This window comes from Roseibium sp. (genome assembly GCF_965232425.1).
Lineage (GTDB): Bacteria > Pseudomonadota > Alphaproteobacteria > Rhizobiales > Stappiaceae > Roseibium.
Genome location: NZ_OZ246971.1, coordinates 3100198 through 3116187 on the forward strand (window position 1 = coordinate 3100198; position 15990 = coordinate 3116187).

At 60.4% G+C, this 15990-nt stretch carries 18 protein-coding genes and 1 tRNA gene; 13 read left to right on the forward strand and 6 right to left on the reverse strand.

Annotation, left to right across the window (positions count from 1 at the left end; genetic code table 11):
- Window position 1: 1 nt before the first annotated feature.
- Genes ACO08A_RS14265 through ACO08A_RS14275 form a run of 3 tightly spaced genes read left to right on the forward strand, consistent with a single transcriptional unit; the run spans window position 2 to window position 2530 of the window.
- Window positions 2–784, forward strand: a complete 783-nt coding sequence (locus ACO08A_RS14265; RefSeq protein ID WP_422041667.1) for a DNA-binding domain-containing protein — start codon at window positions 2–4, stop codon at window positions 782–784.
- 48 nt (window positions 785–832) lie between these two features.
- Complete coding sequence (locus ACO08A_RS14270; RefSeq protein WP_422041668.1) at window positions 833–1426, forward strand: DoxX family protein; 594 nt, start codon at window positions 833–835, stop codon at window positions 1424–1426.
- 45 nt (window positions 1427–1471) lie between these two features.
- On the forward strand, window positions 1472–2530 hold the full coding sequence (locus ACO08A_RS14275) for a threonine aldolase family protein (RefSeq protein ID WP_422041669.1): 1059 nt from the start codon (window positions 1472–1474) through the stop codon (window positions 2528–2530).
- Window positions 2531–2617: 87 nt separating this feature from the next.
- Here the strand turns inward: ACO08A_RS14275 and ACO08A_RS14280 are convergent, their stop codons facing one another.
- The gene (locus tag ACO08A_RS14280) at window positions 2618–3064 is read right to left on the reverse strand and encodes an Hsp20 family protein (RefSeq protein ID WP_421979843.1); all 447 of its coding nucleotides are present in this window, start codon (window positions 3062–3064) and stop codon (window positions 2618–2620) included.
- Window positions 3065–3335: 271 nt separating this feature from the next.
- On the opposite strand from ACO08A_RS14280, the gene ACO08A_RS14285 reads away from it, so the two are divergent.
- A complete protein-coding gene (locus ACO08A_RS14285) occupies window positions 3336–3767 on the forward strand; it encodes a hypothetical protein (RefSeq protein ID WP_422041670.1) in 432 nt (143 codons plus the stop codon).
- Between the two features lie 98 nt (window positions 3768–3865).
- A complete protein-coding gene (locus ACO08A_RS14290) occupies window positions 3866–5002 on the forward strand; it encodes an alpha/beta fold hydrolase (RefSeq protein ID WP_422041671.1) in 1137 nt (378 codons plus the stop codon).
- A gap of 1 nt (window position 5003) precedes the next feature.
- Here ACO08A_RS14290 and hisN read toward each other — a convergent pair whose 3' ends face one another.
- Together hisN and ACO08A_RS14300 are read right to left on the reverse strand one after the other, a co-directional pair.
- A complete protein-coding gene (gene hisN, locus ACO08A_RS14295) occupies window positions 5004–5801 on the reverse strand; it encodes a histidinol-phosphatase (RefSeq protein WP_422041672.1) in 798 nt (265 codons plus the stop codon).
- 275 nt (window positions 5802–6076) lie between these two features.
- A complete protein-coding gene (locus ACO08A_RS14300; protein ID WP_422041761.1) occupies window positions 6077–6985 on the reverse strand; it encodes an N-formylglutamate amidohydrolase in 909 nt (302 codons plus the stop codon).
- 231 nt (window positions 6986–7216) lie between these two features.
- Here ACO08A_RS14300 and cpdR point away from each other — a divergent pair, with 231 nt between their 5' ends.
- From cpdR to ACO08A_RS14325, 5 genes are all read left to right on the forward strand, one after another.
- Window positions 7217–7576 (forward strand): cell cycle two-component system response regulator CpdR, encoded by a 360-nt coding sequence (gene cpdR / locus ACO08A_RS14305; protein WP_029060655.1) that lies wholly within the window; start codon window positions 7217–7219, stop codon window positions 7574–7576.
- A 135-nt stretch (window positions 7577–7711) separates the two neighbouring features.
- Window positions 7712–7786: transfer RNA gene (locus ACO08A_RS14310), tRNA-Val, on the forward strand.
- A gap of 151 nt (window positions 7787–7937) precedes the next feature.
- Window positions 7938–8063, forward strand: a complete 126-nt coding sequence (gene ykgO / locus ACO08A_RS14315) for a type B 50S ribosomal protein L36 (protein WP_006932207.1) — start codon at window positions 7938–7940, stop codon at window positions 8061–8063.
- A gap of 173 nt (window positions 8064–8236) precedes the next feature.
- A complete protein-coding gene (locus ACO08A_RS14320; protein ID WP_422041673.1) occupies window positions 8237–8887 on the forward strand; it encodes a tetratricopeptide repeat protein in 651 nt (216 codons plus the stop codon).
- A 66-nt stretch (window positions 8888–8953) separates the two neighbouring features.
- Entirely contained in the window at window positions 8954–9964 is a 1011-nt protein-coding gene (locus ACO08A_RS14325; RefSeq protein WP_422041674.1) for an alpha/beta fold hydrolase, read from the forward strand.
- Between the two features lie 44 nt (window positions 9965–10008).
- Here the strand turns inward: ACO08A_RS14325 and pyk are convergent, their stop codons facing one another.
- Both pyk and ACO08A_RS14335 read right to left on the reverse strand, forming a co-directional pair.
- Complete coding sequence (pyk, locus tag ACO08A_RS14330) at window positions 10009–11445, reverse strand: pyruvate kinase (RefSeq protein ID WP_421979837.1); 1437 nt, start codon at window positions 11443–11445, stop codon at window positions 10009–10011.
- Window positions 11442–11930 (reverse strand): DUF1036 domain-containing protein, encoded by a 489-nt coding sequence (locus ACO08A_RS14335; protein WP_422041762.1) that lies wholly within the window; start codon window positions 11928–11930, stop codon window positions 11442–11444. The genes pyk and ACO08A_RS14335 overlap by 4 nt, the downstream gene beginning before the upstream one ends.
- Before the next feature lie 424 nt (window positions 11931–12354).
- On the opposite strand from ACO08A_RS14335, the gene ACO08A_RS14340 reads away from it, so the two are divergent.
- The 3 genes from ACO08A_RS14340 (at window position 12355) to ACO08A_RS14350 (ending at window position 13896) form a co-directional block, all read left to right on the forward strand.
- Window positions 12355–13164: an N-formylglutamate amidohydrolase gene (locus tag ACO08A_RS14340; protein ID WP_422041675.1), complete on the forward strand. Its 810-nt coding sequence runs from the start codon at window positions 12355–12357 to the stop codon at window positions 13162–13164.
- A 34-nt stretch (window positions 13165–13198) separates the two neighbouring features.
- On the forward strand, window positions 13199–13495 hold the full coding sequence (locus ACO08A_RS14345) for a DUF1244 domain-containing protein (protein ID WP_421979834.1): 297 nt from the start codon (window positions 13199–13201) through the stop codon (window positions 13493–13495).
- A gap of 134 nt (window positions 13496–13629) precedes the next feature.
- On the forward strand, window positions 13630–13896 hold the full coding sequence (locus tag ACO08A_RS14350; protein ID WP_420334125.1) for a DUF2312 domain-containing protein: 267 nt from the start codon (window positions 13630–13632) through the stop codon (window positions 13894–13896).
- Between the two features lie 91 nt (window positions 13897–13987).
- Here the strand turns inward: ACO08A_RS14350 and ACO08A_RS14355 are convergent, their stop codons facing one another.
- Complete coding sequence (locus tag ACO08A_RS14355; protein ID WP_422041676.1) at window positions 13988–15730, reverse strand: DUF882 domain-containing protein; 1743 nt, start codon at window positions 15728–15730, stop codon at window positions 13988–13990.
- Between the last annotated feature and the right edge of the window lie 260 nt (window positions 15731–15990).

A 15990-nucleotide genomic window follows, 5' to 3' on the forward strand; every position in this document is an offset into this window, starting at 1 on the left:
AATGAATGCCCCCGAGTTTCCTCCCAAGGTGAGTGCCGGCCGATTCGGCGAAGCGCTGTGGAATCCGGCCGCTGAAACGCCGGCAGGCCTTGTCGGACCGGACGGCAAGACCGCGCCGAAACGGTTCAATGTCTACCGGAACAACGTCATCGTCAGCTTGAGCGAAGCTCTCGAACAGTCGTTTCCGGCGGTTGGAAACCTGCTCGGCGCAGATTACTTCAAGGCGCTGGCGCGGGCCTTCGTCGCCGAACACCCGCCGCAAACCCCGGTGCTGATGTGGTATGGCGCGGATTTCGCCGATTTCATCGAACACTTTCCGCCGCTGCAGGCCTATCCCTATCTCGCGGACGTGGCGCGGGCCGAATGGGCCTGGCTCGAAGCGTATCACGCGGAAGACGCGGCACCGCTCGATCCGAACGAGATCGGGACGATCGCGCCCGATGACGTCGGGCAGGTGCGTTTCGGCAAGCATCCGGCGTCCTCGGTTCTGCGCTCGGCATGGCCGGTCTGGGACCTGATCCGTGCGAACAGGTTCGATGCGGACGCCGACATCGCAATCGATCTCGAATCGCCGCAATCTGTCTTGATCACGCGTCCGGATGTCGAGGTCGAGCTGCTGCTGCTCCGCCCCGGCGGCGATGTATTCGTGACCGCGCTTTTTGGCGGGGCCACGCTCGCGGACGCCGCGGCTGCGGCAAGCGGGCAGGCTGAAGACTTCTCACTGTCCGACACCCTGTCGGATTGTCTTGCAAATGGTGTTTTCACAACTCTCGTAAAGGCTTAAACCAGACAAGAGCCTGAGGTTGTCGTATGGAAAGGGAAGGGGGACTTTATGGGCGCTCTCATCGGATTTTTTGTCAGATTGTACACCGCCGTGTTCGGCTTTTTTGAACGCATCACCAATGGCTGGCTTCTGGGCCTGGCGGCGCGTCTGGCCTTTGCATCGGTGCTGCTGCTGTTTTTCTGGAAATCCGCGATGACAAAGATCGGCGGTGCCGACTGGAGCCTCACCAACCTGTTCTTGCCGACGGATGGTGCCTATATCCAGATCCTGCCGACTGTCTTCGAAGCGGCCGGATACGATTCCAGCGGGATCGCCTTCTTTCCGTATGGACTGATTGTCCTCCTGGGCACCTGGGCGGAATTCATCCTGCCCGCACTGGTCGTTGTCGGCCTGTTCACGAGAGCCGCCAGCCTCGGCATGATCATCTTCATCATCGTGATGACCTATGTGGACATCAACGGGCATGGCGTGGATGCTGCGACGATCGGAGCGATGTTCGACGGCGACCCCTATTCCAAGATTGCCGATGACCGCCTGCTGTGGATCTTCCTGCTGCTGGTGCCGACGCTGAAGGGACCGGGCGTTGTCTCGCTCGACTGGCTGTTCGGGCGCATCTACCGCAAGCGGGAAATGTATTACTGAGAAAATCCTGTTGCCGGTTGAAATCCGACCTGCTTAAACCGGCACATGATTTTTGCTAGTGACAATTGGGCGGGTGCGGCTCCGGCGGTGATGTCGGCGCTCGCCCGCCACAGTTCCGGGTTCGCGCCCGGCTATGGTGCAGATCCGCTGACGGCGAGCGTCAACCAGTCCTTCAACGACATTTTCGAGCGTGAGGTCGCGGTCTACTTCGTGGCAACCGGAACAGCTGCAAATGCGCTTGCCCTTGCCACTTTCGGCAGGCCGGGTGGTGCCGTCTTCTGTCATCGCGACAGCCACATCAATATCGACGAGTGCAACTGCCCGGAATTCATGACGAGCGGCAACAAGCTCGTCGGCCTTCCCGGTGGCGGATGCAAGATCGCGCCGGACGATCTGACGGCAGCAATGTCAAGGTTTCAGGACGGCGTGGTGATGCATGGCCAGGTCGCATCGGTTTCCATCAGTCAGGCCACGGAGAGCGGCACGGTTTACACGGTCGGCGAGATCGGCGCGATCGCGGAGGCTGCCCGGTCCCGGTCGCTGCCGTTGCACATGGACGGTGCTCGGTTCACCAATGCGCTTGTCACGCTCGGTTGCACGCCGGCGGAAATGACCTGGAAGGCCGGTGTCGATGTCCTTTCCTTCGGCGGCACGAAGAACGGATGCTGGTGTGCCGAGGCGGTCGTCTTTTTCGACCCGGAGCAGGCCAGGGAGTTCGAGTACTTCCGGAAGCGCGCCGGACATCTCTTTTCCAAGAGCCGGTTCGTTGCGGCCCAGTTCGAAGGCTATTTTGAAAATGACAGCTGGCTGGATACGGCGCGGCACGCCAACGCCATGGCCTTGAAACTGGCAGAGGGGATCAGGGCAATCGGCGGGCGGACGGCGTGGGCCGTTGAAGCCAACGAGCTGTTTCCGATCGTCAAACGCACCCAGTTCGAAACGCTCAGGGATGCCGGCGCAAAAATCTACGAATGGCCGGCCAAGGATCTGTCGGACAACGTGGCCCCGGCAGCAGACGAAGTGTGTTTCAGAATGGTAACGAGCTTTGCAACGACAGACGAGGACGTGAAAACGTTCCTGGAAACGCTCGCCGGGACAGTCTGACCAGCGGCATTTGACGGGTCATATGTATCAAGGGCGCCCGGTTTCCCGGACGCCCGACTTTCTTGCGGTTCGATGCAGACCCGAACCTTAGTGGGTCTTGGCTTCTATCTGCTTCGACGCGCCGGATGAAATCTCGATCTTGCGCGGTTTCATGGCTTCCGGGATCTCACGTACGAGATCGACATGCAGAAGTCCGTTTTCGAGGCTCGCGCCATCGACACGAACGTGCTCGGCGATCTGGAAGCGGCGCTCGAACGTGCGCGAGGCGATGCCGCGATACAGGATTTCCTTGTCGGAATCCTCGTCGGTCTTTTCGCCCTTGATCGTCAGGACGTGTTCCTTGGCTTCGACGGAAAGTTCAGCGTCGGTAAAGCCGGCCACGGCCATCGTGATCCGGTAAGCGTTCTCGCCGGTGCGTTCGATGTTGTAGGGCGGGTAACTCGGGGTGTCGTTGCCGGCGGTGTCCAGCATGGAGAAAAGCCGGTCAAAGCCGACGGTCGAGCGATAAAGCGGGGAGAAGTCCAAGTGACGCATTAAAGTGTCCTCCTTTGAGCAACAGATACTTCACTGATTTTCATGTTTTTCCTGTCCCCCATGGTGGCGGGACGGGAGGTGATTGCAGACCCGATTGGCGCCTGCACGGTTGAGGTGGGAATTGCCCGGTTCGATTTCAAGGCCGCGGATCGGCGGCCGGCATACGACATGAACGCCCGATGAACGGTCCCTTCCGGTTTGGTTCAAGCTGGATCGGGCATCTTCCGGTCAACGTCAGCAAAACGCTGGCGATCAGACCAGGAGAATTGAAATGTCATCGATTGCTTCAAAACTTTCCGCTCCGATCGCCGGAGCCATCCTGCTGGCCACAATCGGTTTCGCACCCGCAGCGGCTGCATCGCCGCTCTCCGCTGTGAAGCAGATTCAGTCCGCGCAGGACGCGCCCGTCATCCAGATCCATCACAAGAAAAAGGGTTACGGCAAGCACAAGGGAAGAGGCCACGGCTGGCAGGGCGGACACGGCGGAGGGCACTATTCCCTCGGACCGCGCCAGATCCGCCGCAGCCTGCGCCATCGCGGATTTCACCGGATCCGGATCATCGACCGCCGCGGGCCGATGTATATCGTCAAGGCGGTCGGATGGCGCGGCATGCCCATGAGACTTGTCGTTGATTCGCGCAATGCACATATCGTGCGCAGCCGCCCGATCGGCCATGGCGTATACTGGCAATACCGCTGGTAGGATTTGCCGAGGCAAAAGGCGACTTTCCGGCCGGTGCTTCGATGCACCGGCCCGAAGTCTGTTGTCGGGCCGCGTGAAGGCGGGTATCACAAAGAACCATGGACCTGATCGATCACCCCGACAATCCCGTACCCGACGGGGCCAAAGCCGGATTTGCGACCACGCCCGACGGTGTCCGCATCCGCTATGCGCACTGGGCCGGAACGGGAGAGCACCGGCGCGGGACCGTGACGCTTCTGCAAGGACGTGCGGAGTTCATCGAGAAGTATTTCGAGGTGGTCGAGGATCTGCGCAAACGCGGCTTCGACGTGGTTGCCTTCGACTGGCGCGGGCAGGGCGGTTCCCAGCGCGTGACACGCAGTGCGCGGCGGGGGCATATTTCAAACTTCCGCAAGTTCCGGACAGATCTGCGCACGATCCTCAAGGAAGTCTCCCTTGCCCACTATGCCGGCCCGCATTTCGCTCTTGCGCATTCCACAGGCGGCCTTGTGCTGCTGAGCGACACGGCGCGTCTTCGCACGATGCTTGACCGCGCGGTGATCACGAGCCCTCTGCTCGGTCTGCCGTCTGGCAGCCATGCACTGGGGATCGGCGATTCCTATCGCCGGTTCATGCGGATCGTCACCTTAGGGCTTCTGGGCAAGCCACCTCTGCGTGCAAGCGCTCCGAAGACGTCGGCCATCGTGGAGAAGGTCGGGTATCCGCTGGCGCGCCTGATCTCGATCATCGGCCTCGGCCGGCTCTATGTGCCGGGGGGCAACAGCAAGCTCATGGTGCCGTTTGACAAGAACCGCCAGACATCGGACCGGACGCGTTTCGAACGGTGCAGGAAGGTTCTGGACAAGGCGCCGGAACTCGGGATCGGGTCGGCGACCTTCGGGTGGCTGAACGCCGCTGCGCGTACGATGATGCCGCTTCGCAAGCGCACCGCCGGTCCCGGGATCAAGCTGCCCTGCCTGATGCTCGGCGCCGGAGAGGACCGGATCGTCTCAACACCGATCATCGAGGACTTCGTCGCCCGCACCCGGTCGGCCGCTTATGTGGAGATACCCGGCGCCGCCCACGAGATCATGATGGAACGCGATGTCTACCGCGATCAGTTCTGGGCGGCCTTCGATGCCTTCATTCCCGGTTTCGAAGCGGAGCAGGAACTGGCCGAGGCCCGCCTGAAGTCGACGGCCACGGTCGTGCGCGATGCCAACAAGCCAGGTTTGGCCGAGGTCAGCCAGGCCTAAATCAAACCCGCGAAAGCTCTTTCAGAAGCCTGTCGTGGAGACGCGGGTCTCCACTGGCAAGTATCCGGCCGCCTTCGGACGGTGAACCACCCGTCCAGGTCGTGACGACACCGCCGGCGCCCTCGATGATCGGCACAAGTGCGACTATGTCATAGGCCTGAAGGCCGGATTCGATCACCGCGTCCCCATGTCCTGCCGCAACCATGCAATAGGCGTAGCAGTCCGTTCCATACCGGGAGAGGCGCGCTGAGGCTTCGATGCGGTCAAAGGCCGTGCGCTCCGTTTCGCTGAAAAGAACCGGCGTTGTGGTGAAAATGGATGCATCCTCAAGGCGGCTGCAGCGCCGGGCGCTGAGCGTCCTGGTTCCCTGCGGACCGCGGTACCAGGCCTGGCGGCAGTCTCCGGCAAAGCGCTCGCCGATAAAGGGTTGCACCATCATGCCGAGACTTGGCGTCCCGGCAGTCCGAAGTCCGATCAAGGTCCCCCATGTGGGCAGACCGGTGATGAACGCCCGTGTGCCGTCGATCGGATCGAGAACCCACACATGGTCCGCATCCAGTTTTTCCGGCCCGTGCTCCTCTCCGAGTATGCCGTGATCGGGAAAGGTGCTGTTGATCAGGGCACGCATCGCGGTTTCGCCATCGCGGTCGGCAATCGTGACGGGATCGAAACCGGTGTCGAGCTTGTTGTCGACATCGAAACCCTGGCGGAAATGCGGCATGATTGCCGCCGTGGAGGCCGCTGCCAGATCCTCCAGAAAGGGAGCAAACCTGTTGGAGCTTGTGACGGTTTCATTCATTGGATTTTCCTGACGGACCCTGCGCACGCGCATCGAATATCACTCGATTTGCCGCTTGTATAATCTCTTGTGCTGAAAATTGAATCTCAAAATCAGGGTAATTTGCCTATAGTTTGTACAGGATACTACCTATTTCCGACTTGACCTTTGTGCACTGCAATGCGATTTTATTGCAGTGCGATATCTTTTATCGCATCGCCCTCCTTGGGCGTTTCCTCCCTAGACTCGGGCCGCCTCGAAAGAGTGCGGCCTCTTTTTTTGCGGTTGAGGAACAGTTACTCGGCGGCAATGGTATCCGCAGGCAGTGCGGCATCCGGCATCGCGATCAGTTCCTGTGCGAATTGCTTCAGATTGTGAAACAGGTCGTCGAAACCGGGCGAGCGCTCGTGCGTTGCCTCGTTCATGTAGAGGCCGCGATTGATTTCGATCTGCAGTGCGTGCAGCCCGCTGGCCGGCCGGCCATAGTGCTCGGTGATGAAGCCGCCCGCATAAGGCTTGTTGCGGCTCACGCTGTATCCCATGCCCCGCAGAATTGAGCACGCATACTCGGTCAGTTCGCTGTTGCAGCTCGTGCCGTACCGGTCCCCCAGAATGAAGTCCGGGCGCACGTCGGTTGCCTGGCATTTGACACTGGAGGGCATGGAGTGGCAGTCGATCAGGACGGCGTAGCCGAACGTGACATGCGTTTGCGCAAGCAGGCGGCGCAAGGTCGAATGATAGGGCTTATAGATTTCCTCGATCCGGTTCAGAGCCTCTTCGACCGGCAGCCTGTGCCGATAGATCTCGTGGTTCTCGCTGACGATGCGGGCAACGGTTCCCAGTCCACCGGCGACCCGGATCGAGCGGATATTGGCATAGGAGGGCAACCTGCCGTCGAACATCTTGGGATCGAGCTCGTACGGTTCCCGGTTCACATCCAGATAGGCGCGCGGGAAATGCGCCCGCAACAGCGGCGCGCCAAGGGGGATGACATGCGCGAACAGATCGTCCACGAAGGCGTCTTCAGACCGACGGATCGCGCTCTCGTCCAGGCGTGAAGAGGCCAGAAACTGCTGCGAGTACTGCCGACCGGAATGAGGTGAGTTGAATACGTAGGGTACCCGTTGATCGGCAGGACAAAGGACATCAAATGCTGGCAAGCCGTTAAAGTCGGCTACGAATGGCGCTTTGAACGGGGGCTGCATATCGTCCGTCAAATTGTCCGTCCTATTGTTTTACCTTCGGGCAAGGCCACTCCGATCACTTTCGATTACCTTGGTCTATGGTGCCAAGGAATCAACACACAGTCCACAGTCGGCTGATCAAAAGCTTTGAAGAACTATTTCTCCCTATCATTCTGTGGAATTCGGGCTATAACCGGCAAAAGGCCGGATCCCGATGCCGCCAAATCGAAAATTAAGCAATGGTTGTTTACAATGTCGCGTATCCTGCTTGCTGAAGATGACAATGATATGCGCCGGTTTCTTGCAAAAGCGCTGGAAAACGCCGGGCATGATGTCGTTTCTTTCGATAACGGCAGGAGCGCATATGAAAGATTGCGCGAAGAACCGTTTTCCCTGCTGCTGACCGATATCGTCATGCCGGAGATGGATGGAATCGAACTTGCGCGGCGGGCGACGGAACTGGACCCCGACCTCAAAGTCATGTTCATAACCGGGTTTGCCGCGGTCGCGCTCAATCCCGAATCCGATGCACCCAAGGATGCGAAGGTCCTGTCCAAGCCCTTCCATTTGAAGGATCTTGTTCAGGAAGTGGAGCGTATGCTGGCGGCGTGACGCATCGCGTTTCAGACAGGCAATCGGGACAGGGAAAATTTGACGGTTCGATGAAGAACAGGGTTGCGCTGAATGCCGATCCCCGTTATATCGCACCCCACTACGGCACAGCGGTGCCGGACTACCGAGAAATTCGGGCGTGTAGCTCAGCGGGAGAGCACTTCGTTGACATCGAAGGGGTCACAGGTTCAATCCCTGTCACGCCCACCATTATTGCGCTGATTGAGGGTTTCAAGACGCGCGGGTTGATCCGGAGATCGGCGCAGGATCTGCGCTTCGCTCGAAGGCAACCGACTGGAACGTGAGCGCCTCAGGCGCTCATTTGGTTTAAAGTAACGGGACCCCGAAAGGGGACAGTGACATGAAGATCAAGAACTCGCTCAAGGCGTTGATGACCCGCCATCGGGACAATCGCATGGTGCGCCGCAAAGGCCGCGTTTACATCATCAACAAGAAAAATCCGCGCTTCAAGGCGCGCCAGGGCTAAGTCCCGTTTTTCGCACGCGTCCCGGGAGTGTTGAAAACTCCTGACGATCGAAGCCCTTAATCGCCTGACGGTTGCGGCTTCGGACACCGAAAGGGTGGCGCGCACGAAGAAGTGTCAAATTCCCGGATTGACCGCCGCATTCAACGACCCATAATCGTTGGATGCGGATTTTTGTGTTTATATGCCTGTTCTCCATGGTGCCGCTCCTTGCCGGAGCGCAGCCGGTCCCGGATCTCGGCCCCGAGGTTGACCCGCCATCTGCGGAAGACTTCAATCCCATGCCTGAGGACCTGCCCGAGGCCGGTGGCCAGGTCGTGGTCGAAGAAACCGACCCGGAAGAAGAAAAGTCCCGGCTGGACCAGTTGTTCGATGATCTGGCCCAATCCGACGAACCATCCGCCGCGGAACGCGCTGCACGGGAGATCCAGATGATCTGGATGGAATCGGGCAGCGATACAGTCGATATCCTGATGTCACGCGCGGGCAAGGCGATCCAGGCAGACGATCACGCCCTGGCGCTGGATCTTCTCGACGTTGTCGTCGTGCTGAAGCCGTCCTTTGCAGAGGGATGGAACCGGCGGGCAACTGTTCATTACATGCGCGAAGATTTCGGCAAGTCGCTCGTTGACATCGAGCGGACGCTCGCGCTTGAACCGCGCCACTGGGGCGCCCTTTCCGGACTTGCGATCATTCAGCGCCGGCTGGGTTTCGACGACGACGCGCTGGTGAGCTTCAAGCGGGCGCTCGAGGTCAATCCCGGGCTTGAAAACGCCGTCGAGGCAATTGAGGATCTTGAAAAGGAAGCAGAGGGCGCGCCGGCATAGCACCGGCGAACCCGATCCTTGCATGGCGGCCCTTGAACCGTCCGGCGCGAAAGCTATGTTCGCGCTATGGTTCTGATTGGTTTTCTTTTCATCGGCGCACCGGTCCTGGCGGTGTTCCTGTATACCCTGGTTCAGGTTCGGCAAATCAGGCAGAGCTACCAGCCCGATGGCAGCGTCTTCGAGGCCGGCGGCGTCAAACTCCACTATCACCTCCACAGTGTGCCCGAGAAGGGCAAGCGCGCGCCCGTGCTCGTGTTTCTGCACGGAGCAAGCGGCAACGCCTATGACATGAAGATGGCGTTCTTGGAGGCTCTGGAGGGCCGCCATTCGCTTCTTTTCATCGACCGGCCAGGTCTCGGCTTTTCAAGCTGCGGGTCTCCGGGCTCGGACCTGCCCGGCGGGCAGGCCGACGCGATTGCCGGTCTGCTGGAGGCGCTGGAGATCGAGACCGCTGTCGTCGTGGGGCATTCTCTCGGCAGCGCCGTGACGGCGGCGCTTGGTCTTGCCGCGCCTGAAAGGATCAAGGGCCTGGCGTTTCTCGCCCCGGTCAGCCATGCGTGGCCCGGTGGTGTGAACTGGTACTACACTGTTGCCGCCATGCCGGTGATCGGCGCGCTTTTCTGCTGGACACTGACGCTTCCCGTAGGCGGTCTGCTTGCGCCGCGTGCCATGACAAACGTGTTTCTTCCCGATCCCGCGCCGCAGGATTATGCCGACGGGATAAGGTTGCCGCTTCTGTTCAGACCGGCCTCGTTCCGCGCCAATGCGCGCCAGATTGCCTTTCTGAAGCCGGAAATCATCCGTCAGTCCCGGTCCTATTCCAAGCTGCAGCAGCCTGCGCTCGTGGTCAGCGGGACGCAGGATACCGTGGTCTGGCCCTCGATCCACTGCGAGGGGCTCCTGCGGGATTTGCCGAACGCACAGTTGCTCATGCTGGACGAAGCCGGTCACATGCCCCATCACACGCACACGGAAGACATCGCCAAGGCACTGTCGCAGCTGGTGCGGCAGGTTGAGGAAGCGGACACGGTTGAGACGGACGGGGACGGTGCAGACCAGCCGGTCCGAACCGCCTGATCATGCGGTGTTGCCGCCCGATACCGTTTCAACCGATTAGACCGTCAAATACCGCCCTGGCCGTCGTTGCCGACGAAGGCGATCCGCAGCATGTTCGTGGATCCGGGCGTGCCGAAAGGGACACCCGCGGTCACGATGACCCGCTGGCCCGGTTTCGCAAATCCCTCGGAATAGGAAATGCGGCAGGCCCGATCGATCATGTCCTCTTCGTTGGACGCATCTTCACTGACAACGCAGTGAAGGCCCCAGCCAAGCGACAGGCGGCGCGCCGTCGCCAGAACGGGAGACAGAACGATCACCGGGGAGGACGGCCGTTCACGCGACGCGCGCAAGCCGGTGGCACCCGACGTCGTGTAGCAGACGACGGCGGCGAGATTGAGCGTTTCCGCGATCTGCCTGGCCGCTGCGGAGATCGCATCCGCACCGGTTGCTTCCGGTTCCGCGCGCTGGGCGTCGATGATCGTGCGGTAGTTGTTGTCCTGTTCGACCTGGTGCGCGATCTTGTCCATGGTCGAGACGGCTTCGACGGGGAAGTCGCCGGCGGCCGATTCCGCCGACAGCATCACCGCGTCCGCACCCTCGAACACCGCCGTCGCGACATCCGAGACTTCGGCGCGGGTCGGTACCGGCGAGGAAATCATGGATTCAAGCATCTGCGTGGCGATGACGACCGGCTTGCCGGCGCGTCTGCAGGCACGCGTGATCCGCTTCTGCAGGCCGGGCACCTGTTCCAGCGGCATCTCGACGCCGAGATCGCCGCGTGCCACCATGATGGCGTCGGACAGCTCGATGATCTCGTCCAGACGGCCGATGGCCTGCGGCTTCTCGATCTTGGCCAGAACACCTGCGCGTCCGCGCGTGATCTTGCGGACTTCGGCAAGATCGTCAGGGCGCTGCACGAAGGAGAGCGCGACCCAGTCGACTTTCTGGTCGAGAGCGGCAATCAGGTCCTTGTGGTCCTTTTCCGTCATCGCGCTTGTCGCGATCTCGGAATCGGGCACACTCACGCCCTTGCGGTCGGAGAGCTTTCCGCCGACGACGACCTCGGTCACCGCCTTGGTCGCGCTTGCCTCTTTCACCGTCAGCTGGATCTTGCCGTCGTCCAGCAGGAGCCGGTGGCCGGGTTCAAGAGCTTCCAGGATTTCCGGATGCGGAAGATGCACCCGATTGATATCTCCGCCGGACGTATCGGCATCCAGCGTGAAAGTCGCCCCGTTCTCAAGCATAACGGGGCCGTCTGAGAACGTGCCCACACGCAGTTTCGGACCCTGAAGATCGGCCAGAATGCCGATCGGTCTCCCAATCTTTTCTTCAGCAGAACGGATTCGCTCAACGAGCTGTGCCAAACGATCATGGTTTGTATGGCTCATGTTGATGCGGAACACATCCGCTCCAGAGCGATACAGGTTTTCAATGATGTCTTGTTCTGAGGAAGAGGGTCCGAGAGTAGCTAGAATTTTCACTCGCCGGTTTCGCCTCATCGCCCACCTGTCCCTTGTTGCACGGGTTCTGTCAACTGGACCGTCCAGCTGCTTTGTTCACCCGTGTCGATTTCAAAAAAGCCTGTCCGCTCAAAGCCACGGGCCACACAGTCTTCGATGCCGCGGATGGTGAATTCCTTCTCGCGGGTGCACATGAATGCACGTCCGCCCCATTCGCCGAACTGATCGTAATCAACTGCGTAGATGTAATAGTATCGTGACACCAGGGAGCCCGGAACCAACGTCTCGCACGAATTCGAGGCGAGGTTCCACCAGCCCTCGGTAACCCAGTCGCTCTTGTCCTTGTAGCCGATGGCCACGCCAACCTGACTGTCCGTCTTGTTGCAGAGCCGCAGATCGGCATATGCGCCGTCACTGGATATTGAGAAAAACAGCAGTGTAAAGACAGCGACCACGACTGCCCTCAAAGGCGCGTTGACGCGCGCCCGAGACCATCCTTGGTGTCGTTCCCCAACCTCATACATATGCAGTCGTTCACTTTGCTGCTTTACTGACATTCGCTTTTTGCGTCGACAACAGGGTCTTGTCAACGTCGTTAACAGGTTAATGTGCAGGCACCCACCCAACCGTGTTTACAGAAACCGTTCAATAAAATCTGCCCGCCGGAACGATAAGGACACCTATGTGGCCAGAAATGGGGCGGGAACATGGCGGTTTTCCCGCTGATAGATGTTAGCCGTCAATAAAGCGTATACAAAACCGGTTTGGCGGGACAAAGCGCCATGAATTCACAGAGTTTTCCAGAGATCACTTCACATCCAGCGGACTCGGCGCGGGGACGGCACGACTTTCCGGTTTTTGCGGATTCCGACTTGGTTCTTCTCACGGTTTGACGTAAAGCTGTCGACGACCGCATTCCGCGCTCACCAAACTTCCACGTAGCGAGACATGACACAGACAGCAGCGATAGCGAGTGAGATTTTTCGGCCGACCGAATACGTGGCCGGCGACCTGAAGTCCGGACTCCTGCTCCTGTGCGACCATGCCCGCAACACCGTGCCGCCCGGCTACGGAAATCTTGGCGTTGCGCCGGAGCAGTTCGAGCGACACATCGGCTACGATATCGGCGCCCGAGCCGTCACGCTTGAACTCGCAGAGCAACTGGGCGCGCCGGCCTGTCTTTCGACCTTCTCCCGGCTGCTGATCGATCCGAACAGGGGAGAAGACGACCCGACGCTGATCATGCGCCTGTCCGACGGCGCAGTCGTGCCGGGCAATGCCCGTGTCGACGAGGCCGAGCGCGCGTACCGTATCGAACAGTTCCACAAGCCCTATCACGATCTGATCGACCAGACGCTGGATGCGATGATCGGCGTTGCCGCGCCACCCGTCATCGTGTCGATGCACAGCTTCACGCCGATCTGGCGCGGTGTGCCCAGGCCCTGGCACGCGACCGTCCTGTGGGACCTGGACGCTCGTGCGGTCGAGCCCGTGCTGAGCGGTCTGAGAGCCCAGGACGATCTTGTCATCGGCGACAACGAGCCTTATGACGGCGCACTCAAGAACGATACGATGTACCGGCACGGCACCAGTCGCGGGCTGGCTCATGTTCTTTTGGAACTGAGGCAGGACCTGATCGCCGACCAGGCCGGTCAGATGGAATGGGCCGGACGGCTGGCGCCGATCCTGCGCGACATTGCGAGCCTTGGTGCGTGCAGGGAGATCCGGCATTTCAGTTCGCGCACCGACACGCATTGACAGGCAGACAGCAACAGTGAAGGAACCCGTTGCGATGGATGATCAAACGAAACAGGAATTGGAGGCTGCGGTTTTCCGGCGCCTCGTCGATCACTTGCGGAACCGGACCGATGTTCAGAACATCGACATGATGAACCTCGCCGGGTTCTGCCGGAATTGCCTGTCCAACTGGTACCAGGACGCAGCGCAGGAAAAGGGCATTTCGCTGGAAAAGGCGGATGCGCGCGAGATCGTCTACGGCATGCCGTACGGCGAGTGGAAGGACAAGTACCAGACCGAAGCCACGGCTGAACAGCAAGCGGCATTCGACAAGAACAAACCCTCACATTGAACTGCCGGCCCTTCGCGTGACCTCAAACGGCGCGCAAGACCGGTGACCCCTTCTGTCAAAGATCCGGGTGGGCAGCTTTCGCCCGGAACAGGCTGTCGAGCCATCAAGAAGAATGAAAAAGGAGACCAGAATTCATGTCCGATCCGGGTGGAGTCGCAGCAGATCAGCTGCGCGCCTTTGTTGAACGCATCGAGCGTTTGGAAGAAGAAAAGAAAGTCATCGCCGACGACATCAAGGATGTGTATGCCGAAGCCAAGGGCAACGGCTACGACGTGAAGATCCTGCGCAAGGTGGTGTCTCTGCGCAAGAAGCAGCCGCATGAGCGCGAAGAGGAAGAGGCCGTTCTGGACCTTTACATGCACGCGCTCGGCATGGCCGGTCCGGCAGACCCGGAGAGCTGAACCTTACCCGGGCGCCGGCATTCGCAACAAAATCAAAAGAGCGGTCAATGACCGCTCTTTTTTGTTTCGTGTCTGTTGTTTTCGAAGCCGGTTACCGCGCGTAGCGAACCGGCAGCACCACGATTGCCGGACCGTCGAACCTGTCGGTTCTCAGCGCGCCGTAGGGTGCGTCCTCGAAGCTCGCCGAGACGAAGCGGTTGCCCGGCATCATCACGTTCTTGAGCTGGCGCTGGTTCGGGTGGCTGAGCAGCGCGAATTTCTGATGGCGCGTGGTTCCTGCGCCCGAAAGCAGAACCGGTTCGGACTTGTCCGGCAAGCTTGCGAAGCCGGCCATCGGGTCGATGATCTGATCGCGGGGAATGCGGCCCGAGAGAGACGGCTGGGCGGTTGCGGGCGCAGTGCCGGTCGGAGCCGCAGCAAGCTGAGCGGGGGCGGCCTGCCGCTGCGACGCGGCGTTCGTGCGCAGCGATCTGTTCAGCACAGGTGGCGTTGCCGTTGCCGATGCATAGGCCAGTGTCGCCTCCGGGCGCGGTGCAGGTGCCGGGAACGGCGCGGCGGTCCCCGTGGCAGCCGCGATCGCGGCAACGGGATCGTTGGTCTCAGGCGCCGCTGATGTCGCGGATGTTTCGTCGATGCCAAGTTGCGCCGCCGCGATCTTCGCGGCTTCGCTCAGGTCGCTGTCCGGCTTCTGACCGGGCAGCGCGGCGACCTGGAACCGGGAGTCGATCGCTTCGTTGGCGGCCACCGTCTGCCCGCTTTCAAGCGCAAAACGCTGAGCGTCGAGCGTGTTGGGAGCGGGCGTCGTGCCGATGGCCTGCGGCGGTACCGGTCCGGCCGGGGCCGGTTTGGCGCCGGGCGAGGCGCTTGCAAGCAAGACTGCCGGAGCCGCGTCTTCAGGCGGTGTTGCCCTGAATTTGGGCGCCGGGATCGGCGGGTTCTTGAGAACCGGGGATACGCGCGCGGCGGTCGTCCGGTTGCTGGTCGTGCCGCCCCGGTTCGCCTGGTTCTCGTCTCTCGAACCGCCCCGGAACAGGCCTGCAAAGAGGCTGCCGCCGCTGCTTTCCGAAGACGCCGGTCTTTCACTTGTGGATGCCGTCTGGATCGGTTTGCCGGGCGCGGTCAGGTTCTGGTCCCTTGTGTTCAGGCCGGAACTGGAAGTGTTGGAATTCGCGTTTCTGCCGGAGGCGACGATGGTCGGCTTGGTGATCGACCTGCGTTTTCCGGACTTGGATTCGGCGAGCGCCAGCTTGTAGCCCTTCATCGGCTTGCCGTCCGAGGGAATGTGAAGCGTCTTGCCGTTCGGGAAAACCTTCGCCAGCTGGGACCTGCTCATCTTCGGCCAATGGCGGACCCGGCCGGTGTCCATATGCACGAAGGGCGATCCGGAGCGCGGGTAGTAGCCGACGCCGCCGACCTGTTTGCGCAGTCCGGCTGCGCGCAGCTTGGCGAGATTGACACCCGGAATATAGAAGTCCATCGCCTTGCCGAGCGTGTGCTGGCTGTTCTTGGCCACACCCCTGGAGCGCTTGCGCAGCATGTTGTTGGTTGCCGGCGAGCGGTAGCTGGAAACAACGTAGATGTAATCCCGGGCGCGGACCTCGCGGTAGACTTCCCAGATCAGATCGAGAAGTTCAGGATCGATCTTGGTGATCTCGTTGCGGCGCCAGTCTCGCAGGAAGCGATTGACTTCGCGCAGGCCGCCCGGAATGTAACGGCCGTTCTTCTTGAACGTGATCGAGACACGTTCCTTGGTATGGGTGTTGTAAAGCTTCAGCGTGCGGGTCTGCGCATGCGCGATAGTCGTAATGCAGGCAAGCGTGATCACGCATGCCACTGCAACCCTCGCTGCTCGCGTCAGCCAATCGACGGCGCCGAAATCAAAAAATCGGTTACGCAATCTCTATCTCGCCGTTTTTCGAGGGCTCACGCCCATCCCTTGCTCCCCAGCAGGAGCCAAATTCTAACCGCTGCAAGTTAAGAAGTTTTTACCCTAAATTCGCTTGCCGGGAAATCGTAGCATAAATGCAACGAGGCCCCCGCAAACCGGAAAAACCCTGCATCAGGGCTGGATAAGGGCAGAATGCGTCAAAAAAT